Raw genomic sequence first — 22,373 nt, 5'->3', positions numbered from 1 at the left:
AGCCCCTACAGGTTGGTGTTGCCCGCCGGATCGCATAAAGTAATCCGGCGGTGCGTTCCGCACCATTGCCCAGGTAGTCGCCCGCGAGCGGTGGAGCAGTGCTCCCGGGAGCGAGCGGCTAGAAGATACGACAGAGATGAGCAGTCAAGTGGTCTACGCGATCGTCAAGGCCGGCGGCCGTCAGGAGAAGGTCTCCGTCGGTGACGTCGTGGTTGTCGACAAGCTTGCCGGCGAGGTCGGCGACGAGGTAACCCTCGCCCCCGTCATGCTGGTGGATGGAGACAAGGTGACCGCTTCCGCGGCGGACCTGGCCAAGTCCTCCGTCAAGGCCGAGATCGTCGGCGACGAGAAGGGCCCCAAGATCAACATCCTCAAGTTCAAGAACAAGACGGGCTACCGCAAGCGCCAGGGTCACCGCGCCAAGCTCACCGCCATCAAGGTCACCGCGATCGGCTGAGCGGGTCGCCCCGCCGCAGTATCCTCTTAGGCAACAGCGAAACAGAAAGAAGCCCGACACATGGCACACAAGAAGGGTCTTGGTTCCTCCCGCAACGGCCGCGACTCCAACGCCCAGCGGCTCGGCGTTAAGCGCTTCGGCGGCCAGTTCGTCAAGGCCGGCGAGATCATCGTCCGCCAGCGCGGCACTCACTTCCACCCCGGCAACAACGTGGGCCGCGGCAAGGACGACACGCTGTTCGCCCTGACCGCCGGCAACGTCAAGTTCGGCACCTTCCGTGACCGCAAGGTCGTCAACGTGGTCGCATCCGAAGGCTGACGCAGCCTCCAGCATCATGACGGTATCCGCGAGGGCGGGCGGCTTTGGCCGTCCGCCCTCGCGCATGCCGGCCCCGGGGAGGTCGCCCCGTTCACTCCGAGGAGTCGTTCATGCCCAGCTTCATTGACCGGGTGGTCCTGCACGTCGCCGGCGGCGACGGCGGAAATGGTTGTACGTCGATCCACCGTGAGAGGTACAAGCCGCTGGCCGGCCCCGACGGCGGCGACGGCGGAAATGGCGGCAGCGTAATCCTGTCCGCCGACCCGCGCGTGACCACATTGCTCACCTACCACCGCGCACCGCACCGGCGCGCCGAGTCCGGCACCCCCGGCCAGGGCGGCTGGCACCGGGGTGCCGACGGCGAGGACCTGGTGCTGCCGGTGCCGCTGGGCACCGTCGTCAAGGACTCCGAAGGCGGCGTGCTGGCGGACCTGACTGAAGTCGGCGAGCGCGTCGTTGTCGCCGCGGGCGGGCCCGGCGGCCGCGGAAACTTCTCCCTGGCCTCCCCCAGGCGCAAGGCCCCCGGCTTCCACCTGCTGGGCGAGCCCGGCGAGTCACATGACGTCACCCTGGAGTTGAAGACCGTCGCCGACGTGGCCCTGGTCGGCTACCCCAGTGCCGGCAAGTCGTCCCTGATCGCCGCCATGAGCGCTGCACGGCCCAAGATCGCCGACTATCCCTTCACCACGCTGACCCCCAACCTGGGTGTGGTTGAGGCCGGCCAGGTCCGCTACACCATGGCGGACGTGCCCGGGCTGATCCCGGGCGCGAGCGAGGGCAAGGGGCTGGGCCTGGAGTTCCTGCGGCACATCGAGCGCTGCGCTGTGGTAGTGCACGTGCTGGACTGCGCCACTCTGGAGCCGGGGCGTGACCCGGTCAGCGACTTCGACACCATCGAGGCCGAGTTGGCCGCCTACGCCGAGCGCCTCGGGCGCGACGAGGCCGACCCGGCGCTTACCGGACTGCCGCCGCTGATGGAGCGCCCGCGCGTGGTGGTGCTGGGCAAGGCCGACGTCCCCGATGCGGCCGATCTGGCCGAGTTGGTGGAGGCGGACTTCAAGGCCCGGGGCCTGCCCGTGTTCACCGTCTCCGCCGTCTCCCACGCGGGGCTGTCCCAGCTGTCCTTCGCCCTGGCGGATTTGGTGCTGCGGGCCCGCGCCCAGGTCCCCGCCGCCGAGCCCGTGCGGCCCGTTATCCGCCCCGCCGCCGTGGGCCGCCGCGGCGGGCAGGCGACTGCGACCGTGTCCGTCATCCAGCACCCCGCCGAGGGCACCGTCTACCAGGTGCGCGGGGCCAAGCCGGAGCGCTGGGTGCGGCAGACCGACTTCTCCAACGACGAGGCGGTCGGCTACCTGGCCGACCGGCTTGCCGCCGGCGGCGTCGAGGATGAGCTGGCCAAGGCCGGCGCCCACGCGGGGGACACCGTGCTGATCGGTGCGGTTGAGGGCGGCGTCATCTTCACCTGGGAGCCGTCCATGACCACCGGCGCGGAGCTGCTCGGCGCCCGCGGTACCGACGCCCGCCTGGAAGACCGCCACCGCCGTACCAACGCCGAGCGGCGCGAGCGCTACCACGAGTGGATGGACGCCAAGGAGGCGGCCCGCCAGCAGCTGCGCGACGAGGCCGCTGAGGGGCTGTGGACCGACGCCGCCGACTGGGAGGACGCATGAGCACTCCGCTTGCCAATGCCGCGGGACAGTCGCATGGGCCGGGCCGGGGCGCCGGGACTAGAAACGGGGCCGTATACCAGGGCGCGGGCGCAGATGCGCGCGCAGGCGGTGTTTGCCTGCGCCCCGACGCCCTGCCGGAGGGGGCGCGCGTCGTGCTCAAGGTCGGCTCCTCCTCACTGACTCGCCCCGACGGCGGACTGGACCTGAACCGTATCGACATCCTGGCCGGGCTGCTTGCCGGCATGCGCCGACGCGGGCACGACGTCGTACTGGTCTCCTCCGGTGCAGTGGCCGCCGGCCTGGTTCCGCTTGGCCTGGAGACTCGCCCCGGCGAGCTGCGCCTGCTGCAGGCCGCCGCATCCGTGGGGCAGGGGCGCCTGGTTTCCCGTTGGCAGACTGCTCTTAGCGCCTATGGGGCGGTGACTGCACAGGTGCTGCTGACCGCTCAGGACGTGGCCGTGCGCAGCCACTACCGGACCGTGCGCGCTACCTTCGACGCCCTGCTGTCCATGGGGGCGGTGCCCGTGGTCAATGAGAACGACGCCGTAGCGACTGCCGAGTTCAACCTGGGCGATAACGACCACCTGGCCGCCCTGGTGTCCCACCTGGTGACCGCCGACGTGCTCATCCTGTTCACGGACGTGGACGGCATGTGGACGGCCCGCCCGGGCACGCCCGGCGCCCACCCAGTGCGTTACGTGGGCGGAAGCGACGAGCTTGCGGGGGTGCGGGTGGATGGCGACGCCGGCGCCCTTGGAACAGGCGGCATGGCCACCAAGGTGCAGGCAGCCACCATCGCCTGCGCCTCCGGCACGGCCACGATTATCGCCAACGCCGACGACGCTCCGCGCCTGCTCGGCGGACGCAACATCCCCTCCGACCTGGGTACCTGGTTCGCCCCCACCGGGCCGCACCGCTCCAGTCGGCGCCTATGGATGGCACATGCCTCCATGCCCGAGGGCAGGGTGCTGGTCGACGTCGGTGCGGCGCGTGCCGTCACGGAGGGGAAGAAGTCGCTGCTGCTGCCCGGCGTGGTCGGCGTGGACGGGGACTTCGAGTCTGGTTCCGTGGTGGAGATCGTGGGGCCGCAGCGGGTGCTCGCCCGCGGTATCTGCCGCTACGCGGCCTCCGAGATCGAGGAGGTGCTGGAGGCCCGCGGCCGGGGCGCCCCCGCCCCCGGCGACCACGTGGCCCCGGTGGTGCACCGCGATGACCTGGCTGAGCTGCCCCGCACCGCCGGCGACTGAGACCGCTGCAGCAGGCCCGCGCCCGGGCTGTCTGCGCACGGAGGTGCGAGATTCAGCATTTCAGCGTGGAGACGTCGCCTGGAGCTCCTCCCGCATAGCATCCAGGCGGGCCACTAAGCGGGCCAGGCTGGGGCTGGCATTGCTCGCCCCTCCCACGTCCCGTTCTTCTAGGGCGAACTCGTTAATACGTACGGCGTACGAGCCATCAGCGGGTCCTCGTTGCCTTGGGCAAGCCAGTGGGGTCGCCAGGGGAGATGAGGCCGTCCACGACGCCCGACATGGCAAGCCCGAGGCCGAGCTCGTCGACCGCGTGTGGGATCAGGGATAGAGGCTTCGCCCCGGAACCGTCATCAGTAACGGTGTTAGGACAAGTACCTCGGCAGGGTTGATGCCCTCGTCGTTCAGGATCCCTGGCGAGTGTGTGGACAGGACGATCCGCAGCTCAGGAGAGCGGCGCACTTGCGCCAGGACTGACGGCAGGAGTCGCACAATCGAGCTGTTGAGAGAACGCTCAGCCTTCTCCAGTAGCAGCACTCCTGGATTCGCCGGTGCCTTAATAATGGGCCACAATGATGGCCCGCAGCAGGCCGATGAGGCGCAGAGTACCGTCGGAGAAGTCCGCCTCGCTCTGCCGGGAGGGTATTAGGGTTCTTCGTGTTTGTGGGTGTGGGGACAAGGGCTCGGGTTGTTGTGTGGTGGTCGTTGTCGGGTCGGTGAGGATGTTGTCGGGCCGGTGTCCTGGTGCGTATGCCGTTGCCGGGCATGCCCGGGTCGTTGAGGGATCGACCGGCGTCGTCGACGCACTATCCGTTGCCCCGGTTGGATCGTCATCGTGCGGTTGGGCCGCCTTAAATGCGCTCCCAGACGGTCTCCCAGACGGTCCGAGTGACAAAACGCGGGGGGAGGCTGTGAGCCCGGGGGATCACTGGAGGCCCCGGTGGGCGCCGGGAAGTCGGTGGGCGCCGGAGACGGCGTCGGGTTGGCCGCCTCGGCCTCTGCTGCGCCGGCTGGACGTTAACAACGCTACTTTACGGCCTGCTGTATACCTCGCAGCCCTTCAGCAGGCCGTTAACAGGCGTTGTTAACCCCGAAGTGGCGTTGCAGATGATCCGGCGTTGTCGACGGCCGCCCGCCGGCAGCGAGGACGCTTCCGACGGGCGCGGGACGTGCTAGGGCCGGCGCCTGACGCACGTACGCCGTTGCGAGGGCCCTCCCGGGCGAACGGTCCGCAGTCGCGGGATGAGGCTGCAGTAGGACTCAGCGTCCTCAGCCAGCGTCTGCTATCGGACCGCGCCTACCCGCACGGCGCGGCGGGGACTACAGTCTGGTGTCATGACGACTTCACCCGTAGATGCCGCCAACGATTCAGCCAACGACGCCGAAGCCCTGGTCGCCGCCACCGCCCGCGCCGCCCGCCAGGCCCAGCGCGCCCTGGCCGGGCTCAACCGGGAGCGCAAGGACGCCGCCCTGCACGCCCTGGCCGACGCGCTGGCCGCCCGCGCCGACTTGATCCTCGCTGCCAACGCCCGGGACCTCGAACGCGCCCGCGCTGCCGGCATGAAGTCGGGACTGATAGACCGCCTCGCCCTAGATGGCGATCGCATCGCGGCCATCGCCAGCTCCCTGCGCGAGATCGCCGCACTGCCCGATCCGGTCGGCCAGATCGTCGACGGGCAGACCCTGCCCAACGGCCTGCGGGTGCGGCGTGTGCGGGTACCGCTCGGCGTAGTCGGCATGATCTATGAGGCCCGCCCCAACGTCACCGTGGATGTGGCCGCCCTGACCCTGAAGTCTGGTAACGCCGTCGTACTGCGTGGCGGTAGCGCGGCCGCGGACACCAACGCTGCCATCATCACGGTGCTGCGCGACGCCCTGACGGCGGCGGACCTGCCCGCCGACCTAGTCACCACTATCGACCCGGCGGGCCGTGCCGGCGCCACCGCCCTCATGCATGCGCGCGGCCTGATTGACGTGCTTGTACCCCGCGGCGGGGCGGGCCTGATCCGTGCGGTGGTGGAGGAGTCAAGCGTCCCAGTGATCGAGACCGGCTCAGGCAACTGCCATGTGTACGTGGATGCGGCTGCTGACCTGGCTGCTGCCGTTGAGATCATCGTCAACGCCAAGACCCAGCGGGTCGGTGTGTGCAACGCCGCCGAGACTCTGCTCGTACACCGGTCTGCCGCCTCCGCCTATCTGCCTGCTGCGGCAGACGCCCTGTGGGAGCGCGGAGTCACGCTGCACGTTGACGCCGGCGCGCGCGCCTACCTAGAGGAGCAGGCCTCCGCCCAGGGCCGCTCGGAGCTGCTGGTGGACGCCACCGAGGCGGACTGGGAAACCGAGTACGGTAGCCTGGACCTGGCGGTGCGCGTGGTTGACGCCATCGATGACGCCATCGCCCACATCGCGGAATACTCGACCGGACACACCGAGGCGATCCTGACGCAGGACGTCACGGCGATGAACCGGTTCGTCGTCGGCGTCGACTCGGCCGCTGTAATGGTTAACGCCTCCACCCGTTTTACGGACGGCGGGCAGTTGGGGCTGGGGGCTGAGCTCGGCATTTCCACCCAGAAGCTGCACGCCCGCGGGCCCATGGGCCTGGCGGCGCTCACCACCACTAAGTGGATCGTCGAGGGGGAGGGGCACGTCCGTCCCTGATCCCGGCGGCCTACTCCCCGTAGCCGGGGCGGTATCCCAGGAGGACAGAACCCGTGAATCCTGATCGTGGCAGACCGTTGGCAGTACTAGTAGCCGTCGCGGCGGCGGTGCTGCTCGTGTGCGTAGGTTTGCTGGTATTCCGTCGGCCGGCGGGGCTCGGCGACGAGCCGGGCATCGCCATGACCCCAACCGCCTCCGCTACCGCCGCGGCTGCGCGCAGTGCCGGGCCGCTGATGACGCCACCCGCAGCCACCGTCACGGCAACCCCCAGCGCCGGTAGTGACGACGACGGCGACGGTGCTGCCGCCACGCCGCAGGTGGTACAGCCGGCGCCGCCTCAGGCCGTCACCCCGCAGACGAATGGAGGTTCCGGCGCCCGCACCGATACCGATGACGATGATGACGACGACAAGGACGACGATGATGACGACGACGACAAGGACGACGACTGAGCGCAGTGCGTGCTCCCGGACGGGAGCACCGCAGGAGGAGCGCCGGGCGCCGGACCGTCAGCTCAGTCGGTAGCCGACTCCGCGTACTGTCTCCAGCCTGTCCTTGCCGAGCTTGCTGCGCAGGTAGGAGACGTAGACATCCACTACGTTGGAGCCGGGATCGAAGTCGAGTCCCCAGACGTTGGCCAGCAGCTGCTCCCGGCTGAGCACCTGGTCGGGATGACGCATGAACACCTCTGCAAGAGCGAACTCTCGCGCGGACAAGTCCACCCATTCCCCGTTCACCCGCACTCGGCGGGTGCGTATGTCTAGGGCCAGGTCCCGGTGCACCAGGAGGCCGGGATCAGGGGCGGCGGTCTCCTGAGGGCGCAGTCGCAGCCGGATGCGGGCCACGAGCTCGTCGAAGGAGAAGGGCTTGGGCAGGTAGTCGTCGGCGCCCCCCTCCAGGCCGGCCACCCGATCGGCCACGGAGGAGCGGGCGGTGAGCATGATGACCGGCGTGCTCACACCCTGACCGCGTATGCGTTCAAGCACCTCGAAACCGTCGATGTCCGGCAGGCCCACGTCAAGCAGGATGATGTCCGCCTCGCCGAGCAGTGCCATCTCTACGGCGTCCGCCCCGTTGTCCACGACTTTGGGCACGAATCCGGCGGCCTTGAGCCCCTTGGTCAGGAAGGAGGCGATACGGGCCTCGTCCTCTACGATCATTACTGCGGTCATGCGTCAAGCATGGGTGTGGTCATGGTATTCACCCGTCCCTTTCTGCCGCGCCGGGCCGTGCCGGTTCAGGGAGTCGCACGGGAATGCGCAGCGTGAAGGTTGATCCTCTCCCAATCTCGGAGGCGATGTCGAGCCCGCCGCCGTGGGCGTCGGCTATGTTCTCCACGATACTCAGCCCCAGCCCCGAGCCCGCGGCACGCCTTTGCGCCTGGGCTGTGCGGGCGAAGCGACGGCGCACCTTCTCCAGGTCCTGCGGCGCGATTCCGATGCCCTCGTCACGTACCCACACCCGCAGTTCGGTGTCCGTTCCAAAGCCTGCCCCGATCGCCGAGCCGAGCCAGATCCGGGAGTCCTCCTCGGAGTACTTAACGGCGTTAGCCGCCAGCTGCAGCCAGGCCTGGGTGATGCGTGCCGGGTCAAGCATGACCGTGCCCGATGCGCACGCCTCCAGTCGCCAGCGCCGCTCGCCCAGGGCGCTGGCCTTATCGAACACCTGCATGGTCAGGGTCTCCGCATCCGTGGCCTCGGGGGTCACGAAGTCGCTCTGGGAGCTGCGCGCCAGCTCCAGCAGATCTCCCACCAGCGCGCTCATCCGGTCCAATTCGTCCAGGGCCAGCTCGGAGGTCTGGCGCACGTCTTCAGGGTCAGCGGGGTCGATGAGCTCCAGGTGACCGCGCACCACCGTGATGGGGGTGCGCAGCTCGTGCCCGACGTCGTCGAGCAGCTCCCGCTGTGCCTCCACCGCCCGCTGGACGCGATCGAGCATGCGGTTGACTGCGGCTGCCAGTGCGGAGAGGTCATCGCGGCCGCGAACGCGCACTCTGGTGGTCAGGTCGCGCTCGTCGATTGACTCAGTGGCGTTGCGAAGCTCCCAGATGGGGCGTAGTAGCCGACCGATGCTGAGCCATGCCAGCGCGGTCACTAGCACCACTGTGACGGAGGCGGCCGCCGCGTAAAGCCGCATGGTGCGCCATACGCCCGCCTCGGCCGCGTCGAGGTCGACGGCCCGGACTAGTGCCGCTGTGGTGTGCCCGTCAGACAGAGGTACTACCAGTACCCGGTAACGGCCGCCAGCTGTCTTGACGTCGCTGATGGTAGAAATGCCGGAATTCGCCATCGGCAGCAGCTGCTCGACTAGCTCGGCATCGGACTCCGGGCGCATTTCGATGCTGTCGGCAGACACCAGCCGCACGGCGCCGTCCATAATGCCCAGCTGTCCCTCGCCGGAGCCGAGCACGGAGTGGCCCATGTAGGTCTGGAGCACTTGGCCCGGATCGGTCAGCGGTGTTCCGGAGGCGGGGTCTACGCCCGTGCTCGCCAGGCGTCGCAGTTCCTGGCGAGCTAGTACCAGGCGGTCGTCGATATCGGCGTGAGTGGAGCGCAGATCCAGCATCCACACGGCGGCTCCCGAGGTGGCCAGCGCCACCGAGGCAACCAGGACAATTGTCCACATGATCCGGGTGCGTATGGTCGCCCGGGAGAACGGGGCGGTGACCTTCACCCATCTATTGTGCCCGTTGCGGTCCCGATCATGCTGCTTGACCGGGACCGCTTCGGGGCGTGTGCCGCCCACCCGTGGAGTCGGCACTTATTCCCCCGGGGCGCGGTCCGCCCAGGCGTCACCGGGTGAGGCCACTAGCCGCAGGGACTCCCGGGTCCAGGCAGGCAGCCAAGTCTCGGCGCCGGGGCGGAAGGCGTGCACGTGGATCAGCCGGAGCCGGGAGGCCAGGTAGTACGCGGACAATCGTGGGCGGCTGGCGAGCTGGCGGCCCAGGTCCTCCAGGAGGGAGGCTACCCGACCGTGCGCCGTCGTGCTGAGCCGGTTCTGAGCAAGCATCAGGTCCACGTGCGCGGCCAGGTTGCCCACGTCAAGGGCGGGCTCGGCCAGGCAGGCGGTATCCAGGTCCAGCAGGGACAGGGTGCTCCCGTCCCACAGCAGCTGGGCGTCGTGCAGGTCCCGGTGGGATGCGGCTAATGGGTCGCCCGGCTGCTCCAGCACCGCGCACACTCGGGCTACGGCGTCCCCGACCCGCGTCGAGGCCATGGTGGTTCCTGCAAGCATCCCCAGGTTCAGTGTCCGCCGCCGCCAGCTGCGCAGTACCTCGGCCTCGTCGGCCCCGGTGTGCTCCGGCAGCGCCTCGGGGCGGACGACGGCGGGCCACAGCTGCACCAGCCTCTCCCAGCCGGCCATTCCCGCGTCGCCCAGGTCGCGTAGGGAGCTTCCCGGCAGCAATTCTAGGTCCAGGCGGGAGGCGGAGCGGTCCAGTACCCGAGCGGTACGCAGGCCCGCACGCACGAAAGGCCGCGCCGCCTGCGGGTCCGCCAGCCGCGCGGCCCGGCCGGGACGCACCAGCTTGCGCACCCGGTCCTGCCCGAGCACTACGGCCCGGCGGCCTGCGCGGTGGACGACCAGGCGCCCGTCACCGTGCGGGTACAGCAGCCGGGCAGACAGATCGGGTAGTGCCGGGTCCTGCGCGTAGGCCAGGGTGTACACGCTCCCACCGGCGTCGATCCGCCCGGCCCGCAGGCGCCCATCGGAGTCCCTGGCCTCAAAGACCAGGCCGCGGTCCCGATCCGGCCAGGCCCGCTCCAGTCCGGGCAGGGCGCGCAGCGCTGCCACAGCCGGTGTGGGAGCGGCGCCTTGCGTGCCTGAAGTGCTCATGATGCCTCCTGGGAGCAGTCGCGGTAGGGGCCCTGGTCAGCGGCGGCCCCCTTACCTGCGTAATACGCTGCCGCCAGCGCCTCGATCCGGTCCGCCTCCAGCGCGATCCGGCGGCGCCAATGCGGATCACCGTGACGCAGCGGGTCCTGAATGCGCGCCAGCCGGGCGCGAGCGACGGCAGCCAGGAGCTCGGTCCGGGACGGCAGGCTACCGCCGGCGTCGGCGTATCCCTCCAGCAGCGCGTTGCCGGCCTCGGCGCAGGCCACGGCCAGGTAGGAGCCCAGGTCGAGCGCCGCGGGCGCCAGCCGGACACGGTCGAAGTCGGTCAGCCAGATCTCGCCGGTGCTGCGCTCCAGGAGCACCTGATCGGGGGAGGCGTCGCCGTGGGCGAGCACCTTCGGTCCCCGCAGCGTCCGGCCCGGCAGGAGCTCGCCGAGTCGGCGCACCCGGGCGGCCAGGGCCGGGTCGAGGTGATTGAGGATGCGCGTGTGCATCAGGGCCAGGGCCTGGGAGTCGGAGTCGTCGTCGTCAAGATCCCGGCGCAGTGCAGCGGGCAGGTCGGCAGTGGCGGCGTGCAGGGCTGCCAGGGCGGCCCCGGCGCGGGCTGTGGCAGCCGGATCGTGGTGGCGGCTCAGGTCCGTGTCGCCGACGAAGCGCTGGAGGCTGATGTGCCCGGATACGGCTCCGCCCGGATCGGGGGGTGCCGGCGGCACGGGGACGTATCGGCCGGCGAACTCCTGCAGCGCCTCGCTGCGGCGCTGCGAGCCGGCAGTCACCCGCACCACGCCGCGGGACGTGCGGGCAACCAGGCGGCGCAGCGGGTTGTAGCGCAACAGGTTGCCCTCCAGGCCTGCCAACAGATCCTCGCTGCGGGCCAAGGCTATGTGCTTGGCGAGGCTTGGATCGGCGGCAACCTCACCGGCCTGGAACAGCAGCCCGTCCCCGGTGTCGTACTGGGTGGTGCGCAGCCCCAGGCGCTCGGCTCGGCGAGCGGCCTTGCCGGCCTTGTCACGACTGGCAGGCCACAGCAGTCGGGCCCAGCCCGCACTGCGGTCACGGCCCGCCTGCAGCAGGGAGACGGTGACTGACACGCCGGGCTTGATACGCACCCGGGCGGCTCTTACTGGCGCTTGTACGAGCTCACTGAGGCGGTCCGGATCCAGCACCGCGTCCACGGCGTTGCGGGTGCTACTGATGTACATGGGTCCTCCTACTCGTGTCGCCGTGATGGCTTTCTCGTGCGATTACGGTTCGGGTCGGCCATGCGGCGCCCACCCGCGTCGGTACCCGGATCGTCGGTGGTCAGCAGCTCCTTCTGGGCGGCGCCGGCGGCAGCCCAGGCGCGGAAGGCCGCAGACTCGTCCAGGAGCTGCTGCGGCGGGCCGTCGAGACGGACCTGACCGTCCTCGATCCACACCACCCGGTCGGCGCGCATGGCGACTTCGGTCTCATGCGTGACCGCCAGCAGGGTGCGCCCGCGTGAGAGCCGGTCGACGGCGTCGAGCACTGCCGTGGAGGAGGCCGGATCCAGGCCGGTGGTGGCCTCGTCGAGGATGACCACCGGGGCGTCGCGCAGCAGGGCCCGCACAATGGCGACGCGCTGGCGCTGCCCGCCGGAAAGGGTGCCGCCGCGTTCGCCGACGACCGTGTCGTAGCCGTCGGGCAGGGAGGCGATGAACTCGTGCGCCCCAGCCGCCACGGCGGCGGCCTCGATCTCGGCATCGGTCGCCTCCGGCCGGCCCATGCGGATGTTCTCGCGGATAGTGTCGGCGAATAGCACCGCCTCCTGGTGCAGCACGGAGACCTGGGCGCGCAGCTCGGTCAGGTCCAGGCTGGTCAGGTTGTGACCGTCCAGGCGCACCCTGCCGTCCGCCGGGTCGAGCGCCCGCACCACCAGCGAGGTCAGGGTGGACTTGCCCGAGCCCGAGGGACCGATGATGGCCACGTGCTCGCCGGCTCCGATCTGCAGATTTACCCCGTGCAGGATCTCGTTGCCGTCATACTCCGTGACCACGTCCTCGAATGCCAGGGAGCCGCGCACATGCCCGAGCGGCACCGGATCGACGGGGGAGACGATGTCTGGGTGCACGTCCATGAGGTTGGCGACCCGCTCTCCGGAGGCCGCGGCCCGGGCGATGCGGCCGGTGTACTTGGCCATATCGCGCAGCGGCTTCATGGTGGTGCGCAGATAGGTGTTGAACAGGACCAGGTCACCCGGGGTCATGGCCCCGGCTAGGACTCGCAGTCCGCCTCCCACCAGCACCACCGCCGAGGCCAGGCCCACGATCACATCGGTGGTGCGCTCCAGGCGAGCAGCCAGCCGCAGGGAGCGCACACCAGCGTGTAGTGAATTCTGGTTGGCGTTGACGAAGCGGTCCTCGACGATCGGCTCCAACCCGTAGGCCTGCACCACCTTGATGGTGCTCAGCGCCTCCTGGGCGGTGTTAGCCAGCTGCCCCTCGGACTTGCGGGTGCGGCGGGCCGCTGAGGTGATCTTCTTGGAGCTGCCGGAGGAGGTCAGGAAGAACAGGCTGATCGCGGCTACTACCACCAGTGACAGCAGTGGGTCCAGCCAGACCATCACGCCGAGCATGACCGTCAGGGTGAGCACATTGGCGGCCAGAGGCAGCCCTGCTGTTACCGCCACGTCCTGCATGCGGGCCACGTCGGACACGAGTCGCTGGACCGTGTCGGCGGAGCGGTTACGGGAGTGGAACTGCTGGGAGAGCGTCTGCACGTGGTGGAAGACGCGGCGTCGTAGCGCAATTGCGGTGCGGGACCCGGCCAGTGCGAAGGACACAGTGGCCAGGTAGTTGCACAGCGCCCGCATGGCGACGATCGCAATGAGCGCTGCCCCCAGCCCGAGCAGGCGTGCCAGGTTGGCGGGCGCGTAACCGGTTGCGGCTCCCAGCGAGGACAGCACCGAGTCGATCACGATCTTCATGGGCCAGGGCTCGGCCACGCGGAAGGCCACCTCGGCCAGCAGTGCGATGGTGCCGCCCGCCACCAGTTTCGCCTGCGGCCGCAGGTCCGGAGCCACCAGTCGCAGGGTGCGGCTCAGCGCGGAGCGGGTAATCTGCGGCTCAGGCATGCTGCGCCTCCGTCAGGGTCAGTATCTGAGCGACGACGGCGTCCCAGCTATGGTGCTTCTCCGCGCGACGTCGGCCCAGCTCCCCGCGCCGTGCGCGCAACTGCGGGGCAACGGCGAGTGCGTCCAGGGCAGCGGCCAGGGCCGCAGGGTTCGATGGCGGCACCAGCATCCCGATGCCGTCCAGCAGCCGGGGCAGCTGGCCTACGGCGGAGGCGACCACTGGCAGTCCGGCCGCCAGGTACTCCAGCACCTTGAGCGGGGAGAAGTACTGCTCATCCTCTCCACCCAGGTCCGGGTAGGGGGCGACGCCGACGGCGCTGCCGGCCAGTGCGGCGGGAATCTCCTGGGGAGCGAGCGCCCCCCGGAAGTCAACATCCAGGCCGAGTTCCTCCGCCTGGGCGTGCAGCGCGTCCCGCTCCGGCCCGTCACCGATGATGCGCAGGGTCCAGCTCTCCTTGGCCAGGGACGCTGCGCGCAGCAGGTCTGCCACGCCGTGCCACGGCTTGAGCGTTCCCACGAAGGCGACGACGACGCCGTCGGGGTCCTCGGGGAAGGGGCGGATACGGTCGGGGTTGACCCCATTGGGGATGGTCACCGCCCGCGGGGCGTCGACGTGGCCGTGTACCCAACGGCGTACCGGCTCGGAGACGCATACGGTGGTGCGGGCGGCGCGCACCTGGGCGCGCAGGGCCGCGACCGCGCCCTCCTCGTTGACCAGCTCACGATGCTGGCGCTGCTCGTCTATAAGCGGGGAGTTGACCTCCAGCACGCCGGGGATGCCGGCCTCGGCCAGCTGCGCCAGGGCCCTGGAGAAGAGGGAGTAGCGCTCGTAGACCAGGTCGGCGCCGTCGGCGAGCGCCTGTTGTGCCAGCAGGCGGGAGGCCTCCGCCTGGGCGTCTTCGCGCGCGGCTGCATCGTCGGCGTTCACGCGGGTGATGTGCACGGGAAGGTCGGTCAGGTCCGCCGGCACCAGGTTGCCGCGGCGCACCGCGTACACGGTGACTACGTGGCCGGCGCGCCGTAGGGCCCGCACGACTTCCTGAATGTGGACGGACGCGCCCTTGGAGCCGAATACGGGCACGCCGGGGTCGGCGCAGATGTAGGCGATACGCATCAGTGAACCTCTTCAAGCTCGGGGTTTGACTGCCAGGCGGAAAGGACTGCTGCCTGGCTGCGGGAGTCGAAGTCCCGCTCGATCAGGGCGCGGGCGTTGCGGGCCAGCGGTGCTGGGTCAACAGTGCCCTCCGCCAGTTCCCGCAGGGCGCGTGCGAGGGCCTGCGGGTTGCTGTGCGGCAGCAGGATCCCGGTGTCGCCGTCGCGGATGACCTCCGGCAGCCCGGTGACCTCGGTGGCGATTACGGGTGTGCCGCAGGCCATGGACTCCAGCACCACCGTGGGCAGGCCGTCGATATTGCCGTCCTCAGCGGGCTTGCTGGGCGCGGCAAACACCTGGGCGCGGCCCAGCAGGGCGCGTACCTCCGCCTGGGTGAGCGGACCCAGCAGATTGACGCGGTCTTCCAGTCCTAGGGCGGTGATCTGCCCTGCCAGGCGGTCGTGCTCCTCGCCCTCGCCGGCAATGTCCACCACGACCGGTACGCCGGCCTTGGTCAGGATGCCGACGGCGTCGATGAGGTCATCGAAGCCCTTCTTGGCCACCAGCCGCCCCACCGCCGCGACGTGCAGCGGGCCGTCAGCGGGGGCAGGGGGACGGAATGGGAAGCGGTCGAGCTCCAGGGCGTTGTACCGCAGCTCGATGCGTGCTCCGGTGCCGGCGAGCAGCGAGTGCAGGTAGCGCTCGTTGTAACGGCTGATGGCGATGACCCGGTCAGCATCGGCGCAGATTCGGCGCAGCCACAGCTGGTCGACCGACTCGTGGAAGATGTCCTTGGCGTGGGTGGTCACCGTGTAGGGGATACCGCTCAGCCGGGAGGCGATCCAGACCACGCGGCCCGCCAGGGAGGCGAAGTGTGCGTGCAGGTGGGTGATGCCGGCGTCGCGGGCGCTGCGGGCCAGTGCCGCACCCTGGGCAACCTCGTCTCCGGGCAAGTCGGCCACTGCGGGGAGGATCTCCGCCAGGCGGGTGCGCATGGCCGGCTCGTTGACCGAGCCGGCCAGCTGCTCCCACATGTCAATGGCGCGGCGCGGGCGCGGAACCCAGTTCACCTGTGCCCTGACGCGGGCGATCTCGGGGTGAAAGCGGGAGTCGGTGGTGGGGCGCAGCGCGAAGATCGTCAGGTCGTCGCCCAGCGCCTCCCGGGCGAGCATCTCAGTGACCACGAAGGTTTCTGAGAAGCGGGGGTAGACCTTTAGTACGTAACCGATGCGGGTCATGACGCTATCTCCTGAAAAGAGCTTGGGGAGGTGAGTTGAGTGCGTAGCAGCGCGGCGGCGCGGCGAGCGGCGACGGATAGCCCGTCGGTGTCGAGGCTGGTGCGGGGCATCCGCCGATTAACGGCCCCGGCGGCCCAGACGCTCAGCTTCTTGGGGCTGAGCTCGTTGGTGCGCATGACGTCGACGGCCTTGACCTGCTCAAGGGCGCGAGCGCGGATGAGCTGCTCAAGCCGTGGCTGCTCACGGGGAACGATGAGCGCGGGAGTGCCGGTGGCCAGGATCTCGCAGGAGGTGTTGTAGCCACCCATCGCCACTACCGCGGAGGCGCGCTCAATCCACCGGCTCAGCCCGGGTAGTGAACGGTGCACCTCGGTGGCGGGACCGGCGGCGGTGTGCACGGCGTCGAAGCCGGCCTCGTCCAACTGGGGTCCGGTGACCAGCACGTGGCGGTAGCCGGGCGGCGGGGTCATGCGGGCGGCACTGCGCAGCAGCTCGAAGCCGTCTGAGCCGCCACCGACGGTGGTCAGGATGAACGGGTCCGATGGCACCCTGCGGCCGTGGTCGAGCTGGCTGCGGCCGTTGGCCAGGTAGCCGGTGAACACGGCACGATCACGCAGGGACATGGGGATCTCACCGGTTGCGATGGGATCGTGCACGGCGGGATCGCCATAAACCCACACCTCGTCGATCAGCTCGCGCAGGTTGGCGGGAGTGTCCAGGTTGCGCCACTCGGCGGCGGCGACCTCTGGCGCGTCGAGTACTTCGCGCAGGCCGAGCACGATTCGGGTGCGCGGGGACGTGGCGCGCAGGTGCTTCAGGGGAGCGCGCAGCTCCTTTCGGACACCGTAGATGTGGCGGTCTACGATCACCAGGTGCGGGGCGAAGCGTTGCAGGGCGGAGGCCACTAGCCCCGAGCGCAGCGTCGCTAGCGAGTCGGGCGTGCCCCGCAAGCCGCGCGGCCGGTAGCCGCCGGAGCTCTTTGTGAATCCCGGCAGAACTAGCCAGTCGAAGCCGGCGGGCAGGGAGAAGCCGGGGGCCGGGGACACTCCGGCCACTAAGAGGCCGGTGACTGAGGCGCCGGTGAGTGCGGGCAGGTCTGCGGCGAGCCTGTGCGCCAGCGCCAGATTGCGGCGCAGGTGCCCTAGCCCCTGGGCGTCGTGGCTGTAGAGCACCACCCGGATACTTGGCGGGCTGGGGCGCAGGGTCAGGGCGTGTGAGGATGTCGCGGCGTTAGCCGGTGGAACGGGCACGGGGCCGTGTACGCCGACCGGTAGTGCTGAGGGGTACGGCGCAGTCTGCCTCGCGTGCGGCGTCAGGGCGTGTACTGCGCGCGGCAGGTGGGGCTTCAGCGCTTGTGTCAGGGGAGATTCACTAGTCATGGGAGTCTTCTTTCCAATCGCCTGGCGGCTTCGGTTAATAGACTCCTGCGGGCTCAGAAGGTGACGATGAGATGACTATGAGAGTTCTCTAAGACGGCGTACCGGCCCGTCACCGGGGCCTGCGAAACGCCTGGGCCGGCAGCCTTTGCCCGGCCCGGACGCATGTAGGAGGGCGCCCGAGGTGATGCTCGGGCGCCCTCCTGGGCCTGCTGCACTCCGGATCGTCAGCCTGGACTCCGGACTTTGGCCGGGTCAGCCGACGGGACTTAAGGCGCCGGCGCGTTCGCCGGTCAGACGATGAACGGGGCGGCTAGGAAGCCCAGTGCCACGCACACGATGATGGCGGCGGTGCCCGGAAGCACGAAGGGGTGGTTGAGAACCATCTTGCCCACTCGTGTGGATCCGGTGTCGTCCATCTCCATGGCGGCAACCGTCGTCGGGTAGTTGGGGAGCAGGTAGTAGTTCGCCACGGCTGGGTAGGAGGCAACCAGCGCAGTCCCCGGAAGGCCCAGGGCGACCATCAGAGGCATGAACGCCCGGGTGGTGGCGGCGTGCGAGAACATCAGCGGCGCGGCGAAGTAGAAGAACACCGCAACCAGCCACGGCGCGGCCTGGAACGGGCCGGACAGGGCGTTGGAGATGGTCTCCTCGTACTGGTTGACAAAGGCATTGCCAAGCCAGGCAAGACCCAGGATGCACACGGCGGCTGTCATACCGGCACGGAAGGTGTCCTGGGTGGCGATCTGGGTGGTCGGCTTCTTAGCCGCAGCGCAAATGACCGCGGCGGTAGCCAGCATGATGGTCATGATCGCCGGGGTGGAGCCCATCGGCGGGTCGGACATGATGCCCAGCTCGGGGGAGGAGATGGTGGCGTAGGTAACCACCGCAATGAGGGCGCCCAGGAAGATGAACAGGCTGGGGACTGCACTGGGAGCCGCCTGGTAGTTGGCTGCCGCGGCAGCCGAGGGCTTGACCAGGCCCTTGGCCTTGCGCTCGATGTAGACCGGGTCGTCCTCAAGCTCGCTGCCCTGGAAGTAGGCGACGACGGCGCCGACCATGCAACCGATGAAAGTAGTGGGGATGACGATGGCCAGGCACTGCAGGTAGCCGATGTTGATCGGCTCCAGCGCGACGACCAGGGCCACCATGGCAGCTGAAATCGGGGAGGCTGCCACACCGACCTGGGAGGAGACTACGGCGATTGATAGTGGGCGCGACGGGCGGATGCCGTGTCCCTTGGCCACGTCCACGATGACGGGGATGACTGAGTAGGCGGTGTGTCCGGTGCCGCACAGCAGCGACATCAGGTAGGTGACGATTGGCGCGAGGAACACGATCTGCTTGGGGTGTTTGCGCAACAGCACCTCGGTCAGGTGCACCAGGTGGTCCATGGCGCCCGCCAGCTGCAGGGCGGCAACTGTGCAGATCACTGACATGATGATGCCGATCACCTCCCAGGGGGCGTCATCTGCGGAGGTGTGCACGCCGGTCAGGACCAGTACGAGGATGCCGGCTCCGCCGGCGAGGCCGATACCTACGCCGCCCATGCGTGCGCCAATGACTATGAACAACAGGACGACGGCCAGATGGAACCAGATCATCGTCGGTCTCCTTTCGGGATGAGGCTGTGTGGTTCTAATGCTGTCCTCATGCGCTTCCGGCCGGTGACCGCAACGGGAAACACCGTTCTTGCCGCTGATCTGGTCAGGGACTTGTGTGGGGCGTGGCTGGGAGGATGACGACAACCTGCTGTGATCGTAGCCATATTTGGGTGTGGGCGCGCGCATTTCGTGTCGGTGATGTCATGACTAATAGGCCGTATCGGACATCTCAACATTGGCGTGCAGCGTGTGAGAGTCGGTATCGGTGCCCGCGGCGTGGCAGTATGTATGCGCCCGTGCGCAATCGGCGTGCGGAGTGGACCGGAGGAGCGCGCGTGGCGACAGACAACGTGAAGGGGCGCCTGTGAGCGACAGCAGCGCGCGTCCCCTGCGCATCGGGATCATGGGGGGCACCTTCGATCCCATCCACCACGGACACCTCGTTGCCGCCTCCGAGGTGCAGGACGTCTTCAACCTTGACGAAGTCATCTTCGTGCCCACGTGGGCGCAGCCCTTCAAGAAGGACAGAAGGGTCTCCCCAGCGGAGCACCGTTACCTCATGACGGTCATCGCAACCGCATCCAACCCGCGCTTCACGGTCTCGCGAGTGGATATCGACCGGGGCGGTACCACCTACACAATTGACACGCTCCACGACATCATGGCGGAGTATCCCGGCGCGGAGCTGTACTTCATTACCGGCGCCGACGCCCTGGCGCAGATCCTGACCTGGAAGGACAATGAGGAGATCATGTCCTTGGCTCACATGGTCGGAGTGACGCGTCCGGGTCACGTCCTGACGGATACGGGTCTTCCGGCCGACAAGATCTCACTGGTGGAGGTTCCCGCGATGGCTATCTCGTCCACTGCTTGCCGCAAGCGGGTCGGACGGGGCGGCCCGGTGTGGTACCTGGTACCCGACGGCGTGGTCCAGTACATACGCAAGTACGGTTTGTACCGGACGGTCGAGAGGTCTGCATCAACCACGTCCATGACCGCCCATGTGGCGCGTGAGCAGTCCCTGAGGAAGGAGAACGAAGGTGAGTGAGAACACCGACGTCAACCAGACTGAGCCCGGCGCGTCGGCTGCCCCCGCGCGTCGCAGTCGTCGCGCTATGCGCGAGGCGGAGCGGGCCGCCGAGCGCGAGGCCTTCCTGACCGGGCAGCAGCCATTGCTTACTCGGCGGGAAATGAGGCGCCTGCGCGAGGAGGCGGAGGCCCTGCAGCGTGCGCTTGAGTCCGGCGAGATCACTCCTGAGCAGGCGCGCGCACTCCAGGATCCGCTCGCTGACCAGCCGGTTATTCCACTGCCCTCGCACGAGTCCTCCGGGTCCCGCGCCGCCTCGGCAACACCTGCCACTGACGGCGCTGCGGACCGCACGCCGACGCCGGCCACTGCACAGACACCGGCAGACCCGGGTGCGGCTGCCGAGGACCGGGCCGAAGCTGGTGCGGAGGGCCGGTCGGAGGGTCAGGCCGCGGCAGCGCAGACCACGCCCACTGACACCTCTGACGATGCTGCCGACGCGGTGGCCTCACCCGCGCAGCAAGCTGAAACTGCCGCACAGCCGGGACGCGCGCCGTCCGCACAGACACCGGCCCTGGTGCCCACGGCTGAGCAGTCCGCACCGCCCGAGTCGGCGGAGTCGGCGGAGGATGGTGCTGCCGACGTGGCTGCGGCTGCAGGCGCGGCCAGCGCCCCTTCCCCGCAGGCGGCGGACGCCAACCTGACTGAGGCGCAGAAGGAGGAGCTGGCCTCGTTGCCCACCGGCGTCATGGAGGCCGTTGACGCGCCGGTTTTGTCTGAGCCTGAGGCCGCGCAGCCTAGTGCGCTGCCGACCCGGCGTTCACTGCGTAATCGACTGGCTGCAGAAAACGCCCCTACGGATGGGGAGCGGCCACATGACGCTGCTGCTGACGAGCACGAGCCAGGTGCGGGCGAGGACGGAGCTGCAGGCGCCGGCGAGGCGCCGTCCCAGTCAAGTGACGAGCAGGCGCAGCACGAGGGCGTGGACTCGGTTCCAGCAGCGGAGGAGAACCCCGCTGCCGTGCCGGCGCGGCGTCCGATTGTGCGCATTCCGTCCGCTGCGCAAGGGGTGCGTACGGTTGACACCAACACGGGTGAACTGACCGTGGTTCAGCCGGTCATTCAGCCTGATGCAGCTTTGCAGGTCACTGGCCACTCCAGTGCGGACGCGGCGGCAGACTCGGAACACGAGTCGGCCAACTCGGCAGATGCAGCTCAGGCAGAAGCACCGGAAGAAGCTGAGCCCCAACCCGACCCCACCGAGGTATACGGCGGTATTGACAATCCCCAGTGGCGCTCCCTGGACGTGGCAGACGCCGCGGTGCCGGAGGCCGCGTCGTCTGCGGCTACGGCGGCAGGGACGGAGGCTGAAGCGGTGCCCGAGGCCGCTGCCGACTCGAAGGTGGCAGCGGACGGCGGGTCTCGGGTGGGGCATACGCTGCTTATCATCCTGCTGGCCGTAGTGATCGCGCTGGTTGTCCTTGCCATCGTGTGGTACCTGCGCAGTAATGGCGTCATCGGCACCCTGTCGCAGGCGCTCAGCGCCTGGATGCCACTGCTTACCTGATCACCCCTTGCCACTAGAGTTATCGCAAAGCCATGCACCAGCTGCAGAAGGAGCCCCGTGCCCGCTACTGAACACGCCGTTGAACTGGCCGTGGCTGCCGCCCGTGCCGCCGCCGAGAAGAAGGCGCAGGATGCCGTCGCGATCGATGTCTCTGAGCGCCTGGCCTTCACGGACATCTTCCTCATCGTTTCCGCCGGGAACGAGCGGCAAGTGCGCGCCGTGGTCGACGCCGTCGAGGAGGCGATGCTCAAGGCCGGCGCCAAGGCCCGGGTTCGGGAGGGTCTCGAAGAGGCCAATTGGGTGCTGCTGGACTATGCCGACGTGGTTGTGCACGTGCTGCAGGATGAGGACCGCGAGTACTACGGGATTGAACGTCTTTGGAAGGACTGTCCGCTCGTGCCCCTGCCTGCCGCCGAGCCGACTTCCGCCCAGGGCTGAGATCAGCCTGCTTGGGATGCTTAGAACATGACACGGCTGGTTCTGTGGCGGCACGGGCAGACCGACTACAACGCCGGTATGCGGGTGCAGGGCCGCATTGACATTCCCCTCAATGCCGCTGGCCTTGAACAAGCACGCGCCGCCGCGCCCGGGCTTGCCGCGCTGGACCCAGTACGTGTCGTCTCTTCTCCGCTGACCCGCGCCCGGCAGACGGCGCAGGAGCTGGCGGAGCTGACCGGCAGGCAGATCGAATTCGACGAGGGTTTACTCGAACGCTCTTTCGGTCGTTGGGAGGGGCTCTCACGCTCGGAGATGGAGGCCAGCTGGCCCGAGGAGTTTGCCGCCTGGCGCGTGGGTGAGGACCCCATTGGAGTGGGCGTGGAGACCAGGGCGGCAACCTCGGCGCGTGTCGGCGCCGCCCTACGGCGCATTGTCCGGGACACGGAGGCTAGCGCGGAGCAAACCATCGTGGTTGTCTCCCACGGCTCGGCGATCACCCTTGGCGTTAGCCACCTGCTGGAGCTGGACTGTGAGGCGTGGTTCGGCTTGAGAAGCATGGACAACTGTCGCCATGCGGTGGTGGCTCCGGGGGAGCGGAAGCCAGGCTGGATGCTAGCCGAGTGGAACGTGCGGTGAGCGGCGGGGTGCGGAGTCGGTGCGCAGCCGCCGCGGGCACACGGGTGAGGCACGGCACGTGTTTTTGATTTGCTCGGAACGGTCCTGACTTCGTAGAGTTTGGGCGTTGCCCACGCAAG

19 protein-coding genes are annotated in these 22,373 nt (G+C 68.9%); 10 read left to right on the top strand and 9 right to left on the bottom strand.

The features are described from left to right. Window positions 1-136 precede the first annotated feature (136 nt). The 6 genes from rplU to GZ998_RS10520 all read left to right on the top strand — a co-directional run bounded on the left by rplU (window position 137) and on the right by GZ998_RS10520 (window position 6,802). Window positions 137-457 carry a 50S ribosomal protein L21 gene (rplU, locus tag GZ998_RS10545; RefSeq protein WP_073327243.1) on the top strand — a complete coding sequence of 107 codons (321 nt, stop codon included), beginning with the start codon at window positions 137-139 and terminating at the stop codon, window positions 455-457. 60 nt (window positions 458-517) lie between these two features. Next, window positions 518-775 (top strand): 50S ribosomal protein L27, encoded by a 258-nt coding sequence (rpmA, locus tag GZ998_RS10540; RefSeq protein WP_161923786.1) that lies wholly within the window; start codon window positions 518-520, stop codon window positions 773-775. Between the two features lie 110 nt (window positions 776-885). Further along, the gene (obgE, locus tag GZ998_RS10535; protein ID WP_219109799.1) at window positions 886-2,445 is read left to right on the top strand and encodes a GTPase ObgE; all 1,560 of its coding nucleotides are present in this window, start codon (window positions 886-888) and stop codon (window positions 2,443-2,445) included. Further along, entirely contained in the window at window positions 2,442-3,692 is a 1,251-nt protein-coding gene (gene proB / locus GZ998_RS10530) for a glutamate 5-kinase (RefSeq protein WP_162679513.1), read from the top strand. The genes obgE and proB overlap by 4 nt, the downstream gene beginning before the upstream one ends. 1,332 nt (window positions 3,693-5,024) lie before the next feature. Next, a complete protein-coding gene (locus GZ998_RS10525) occupies window positions 5,025-6,350 on the top strand; it encodes a glutamate-5-semialdehyde dehydrogenase (RefSeq protein WP_219109798.1) in 1,326 nt (441 codons plus the stop codon). Between the two features lie 53 nt (window positions 6,351-6,403). Beyond that, window positions 6,404-6,802, top strand: coding sequence for a hypothetical protein (locus GZ998_RS10520; protein WP_161923789.1), 399 nt, complete (start codon window positions 6,404-6,406; stop codon window positions 6,800-6,802). Between the two features lie 57 nt (window positions 6,803-6,859). Here GZ998_RS10520 and GZ998_RS10515 read toward each other — a convergent pair whose 3' ends face one another. The 9 genes from GZ998_RS10515 to GZ998_RS10475 form a co-directional block, all read right to left on the bottom strand. Continuing rightward, the gene (locus GZ998_RS10515; protein WP_161923790.1) at window positions 6,860-7,522 is read right to left on the bottom strand and encodes a response regulator transcription factor; all 663 of its coding nucleotides are present in this window, start codon (window positions 7,520-7,522) and stop codon (window positions 6,860-6,862) included. Window positions 7,523-7,550: 28 nt separating this feature from the next. Beyond that, a complete protein-coding gene (locus tag GZ998_RS10510; RefSeq protein ID WP_308807220.1) occupies window positions 7,551-9,023 on the bottom strand; it encodes a HAMP domain-containing sensor histidine kinase in 1,473 nt (490 codons plus the stop codon). Window positions 9,024-9,110: 87 nt separating this feature from the next. Then, window positions 9,111-10,184, bottom strand: a complete 1,074-nt coding sequence (locus GZ998_RS10505) for a serine kinase (RefSeq protein WP_162679515.1) — start codon at window positions 10,182-10,184, stop codon at window positions 9,111-9,113. After that, window positions 10,181-11,386, bottom strand: coding sequence for a phosphotransferase family protein (locus tag GZ998_RS10500; RefSeq protein WP_162679516.1), 1,206 nt, complete (start codon window positions 11,384-11,386; stop codon window positions 10,181-10,183). The genes GZ998_RS10505 and GZ998_RS10500 overlap by 4 nt, the downstream gene beginning before the upstream one ends. 8 nt (window positions 11,387-11,394) lie before the next feature. Then, window positions 11,395-13,275: an ABC transporter ATP-binding protein gene (locus tag GZ998_RS10495; RefSeq protein WP_202616269.1), complete on the bottom strand. Its 1,881-nt coding sequence runs from the start codon at window positions 13,273-13,275 to the stop codon at window positions 11,395-11,397. Continuing rightward, window positions 13,268-14,389: a glycosyltransferase family 4 protein gene (locus tag GZ998_RS10490; RefSeq protein ID WP_219109797.1), complete on the bottom strand. Its 1,122-nt coding sequence runs from the start codon at window positions 14,387-14,389 to the stop codon at window positions 13,268-13,270. The genes GZ998_RS10495 and GZ998_RS10490 overlap by 8 nt, the downstream gene beginning before the upstream one ends. Next, the gene (locus tag GZ998_RS10485; protein ID WP_219109796.1) at window positions 14,389-15,606 is read right to left on the bottom strand and encodes a glycosyltransferase; all 1,218 of its coding nucleotides are present in this window, start codon (window positions 15,604-15,606) and stop codon (window positions 14,389-14,391) included. Before GZ998_RS10485 ends, GZ998_RS10490 begins: the two co-directional genes overlap by 1 nt. Next, complete coding sequence (locus tag GZ998_RS10480; RefSeq protein ID WP_257505849.1) at window positions 15,603-16,985, bottom strand: glycosyltransferase family protein; 1,383 nt, start codon at window positions 16,983-16,985, stop codon at window positions 15,603-15,605. The genes GZ998_RS10485 and GZ998_RS10480 overlap by 4 nt, the downstream gene beginning before the upstream one ends. 290 nt (window positions 16,986-17,275) lie before the next feature. Further along, window positions 17,276-18,586 carry an anaerobic C4-dicarboxylate transporter family protein gene (locus GZ998_RS10475; RefSeq protein ID WP_161923795.1) on the bottom strand — a complete coding sequence of 437 codons (1,311 nt, stop codon included), beginning with the start codon at window positions 18,584-18,586 and terminating at the stop codon, window positions 17,276-17,278. A gap of 364 nt (window positions 18,587-18,950) precedes the next feature. Here GZ998_RS10475 and nadD point away from each other — a divergent pair, with 364 nt between their 5' ends. The 4 genes from nadD to GZ998_RS10455 are packed head-to-tail and all read left to right on the top strand — an operon-like array spanning window position 18,951 to window position 22,254. Continuing rightward, window positions 18,951-19,634 carry a nicotinate-nucleotide adenylyltransferase gene (gene nadD, locus GZ998_RS10470; RefSeq protein WP_161923796.1) on the top strand — a complete coding sequence of 228 codons (684 nt, stop codon included), beginning with the start codon at window positions 18,951-18,953 and terminating at the stop codon, window positions 19,632-19,634. Further along, a complete protein-coding gene (locus GZ998_RS10465; protein WP_219109795.1) occupies window positions 19,627-21,180 on the top strand; it encodes a hypothetical protein in 1,554 nt (517 codons plus the stop codon). The genes nadD and GZ998_RS10465 overlap by 8 nt, the downstream gene beginning before the upstream one ends. Before the next feature lie 57 nt (window positions 21,181-21,237). Then, complete coding sequence (gene rsfS / locus GZ998_RS10460; protein ID WP_161923798.1) at window positions 21,238-21,618, top strand: ribosome silencing factor; 381 nt, start codon at window positions 21,238-21,240, stop codon at window positions 21,616-21,618. A 27-nt stretch (window positions 21,619-21,645) separates the two neighbouring features. Then, complete coding sequence (locus GZ998_RS10455; RefSeq protein WP_161923799.1) at window positions 21,646-22,254, top strand: histidine phosphatase family protein; 609 nt, start codon at window positions 21,646-21,648, stop codon at window positions 22,252-22,254. Window positions 22,255-22,373: the final 119 nt, after the last annotated feature.

Origin of the sequence: Actinomyces sp. 594 (assembly GCF_019325145.1) — a bacterium.
GTDB lineage: Bacteria > Actinomycetota > Actinomycetes > Actinomycetales > Actinomycetaceae > Actinomyces.
The sequence above is the reverse complement of the archived record's forward strand: the minus strand, read 5'-3'. Positions and strand labels throughout refer to the sequence as shown.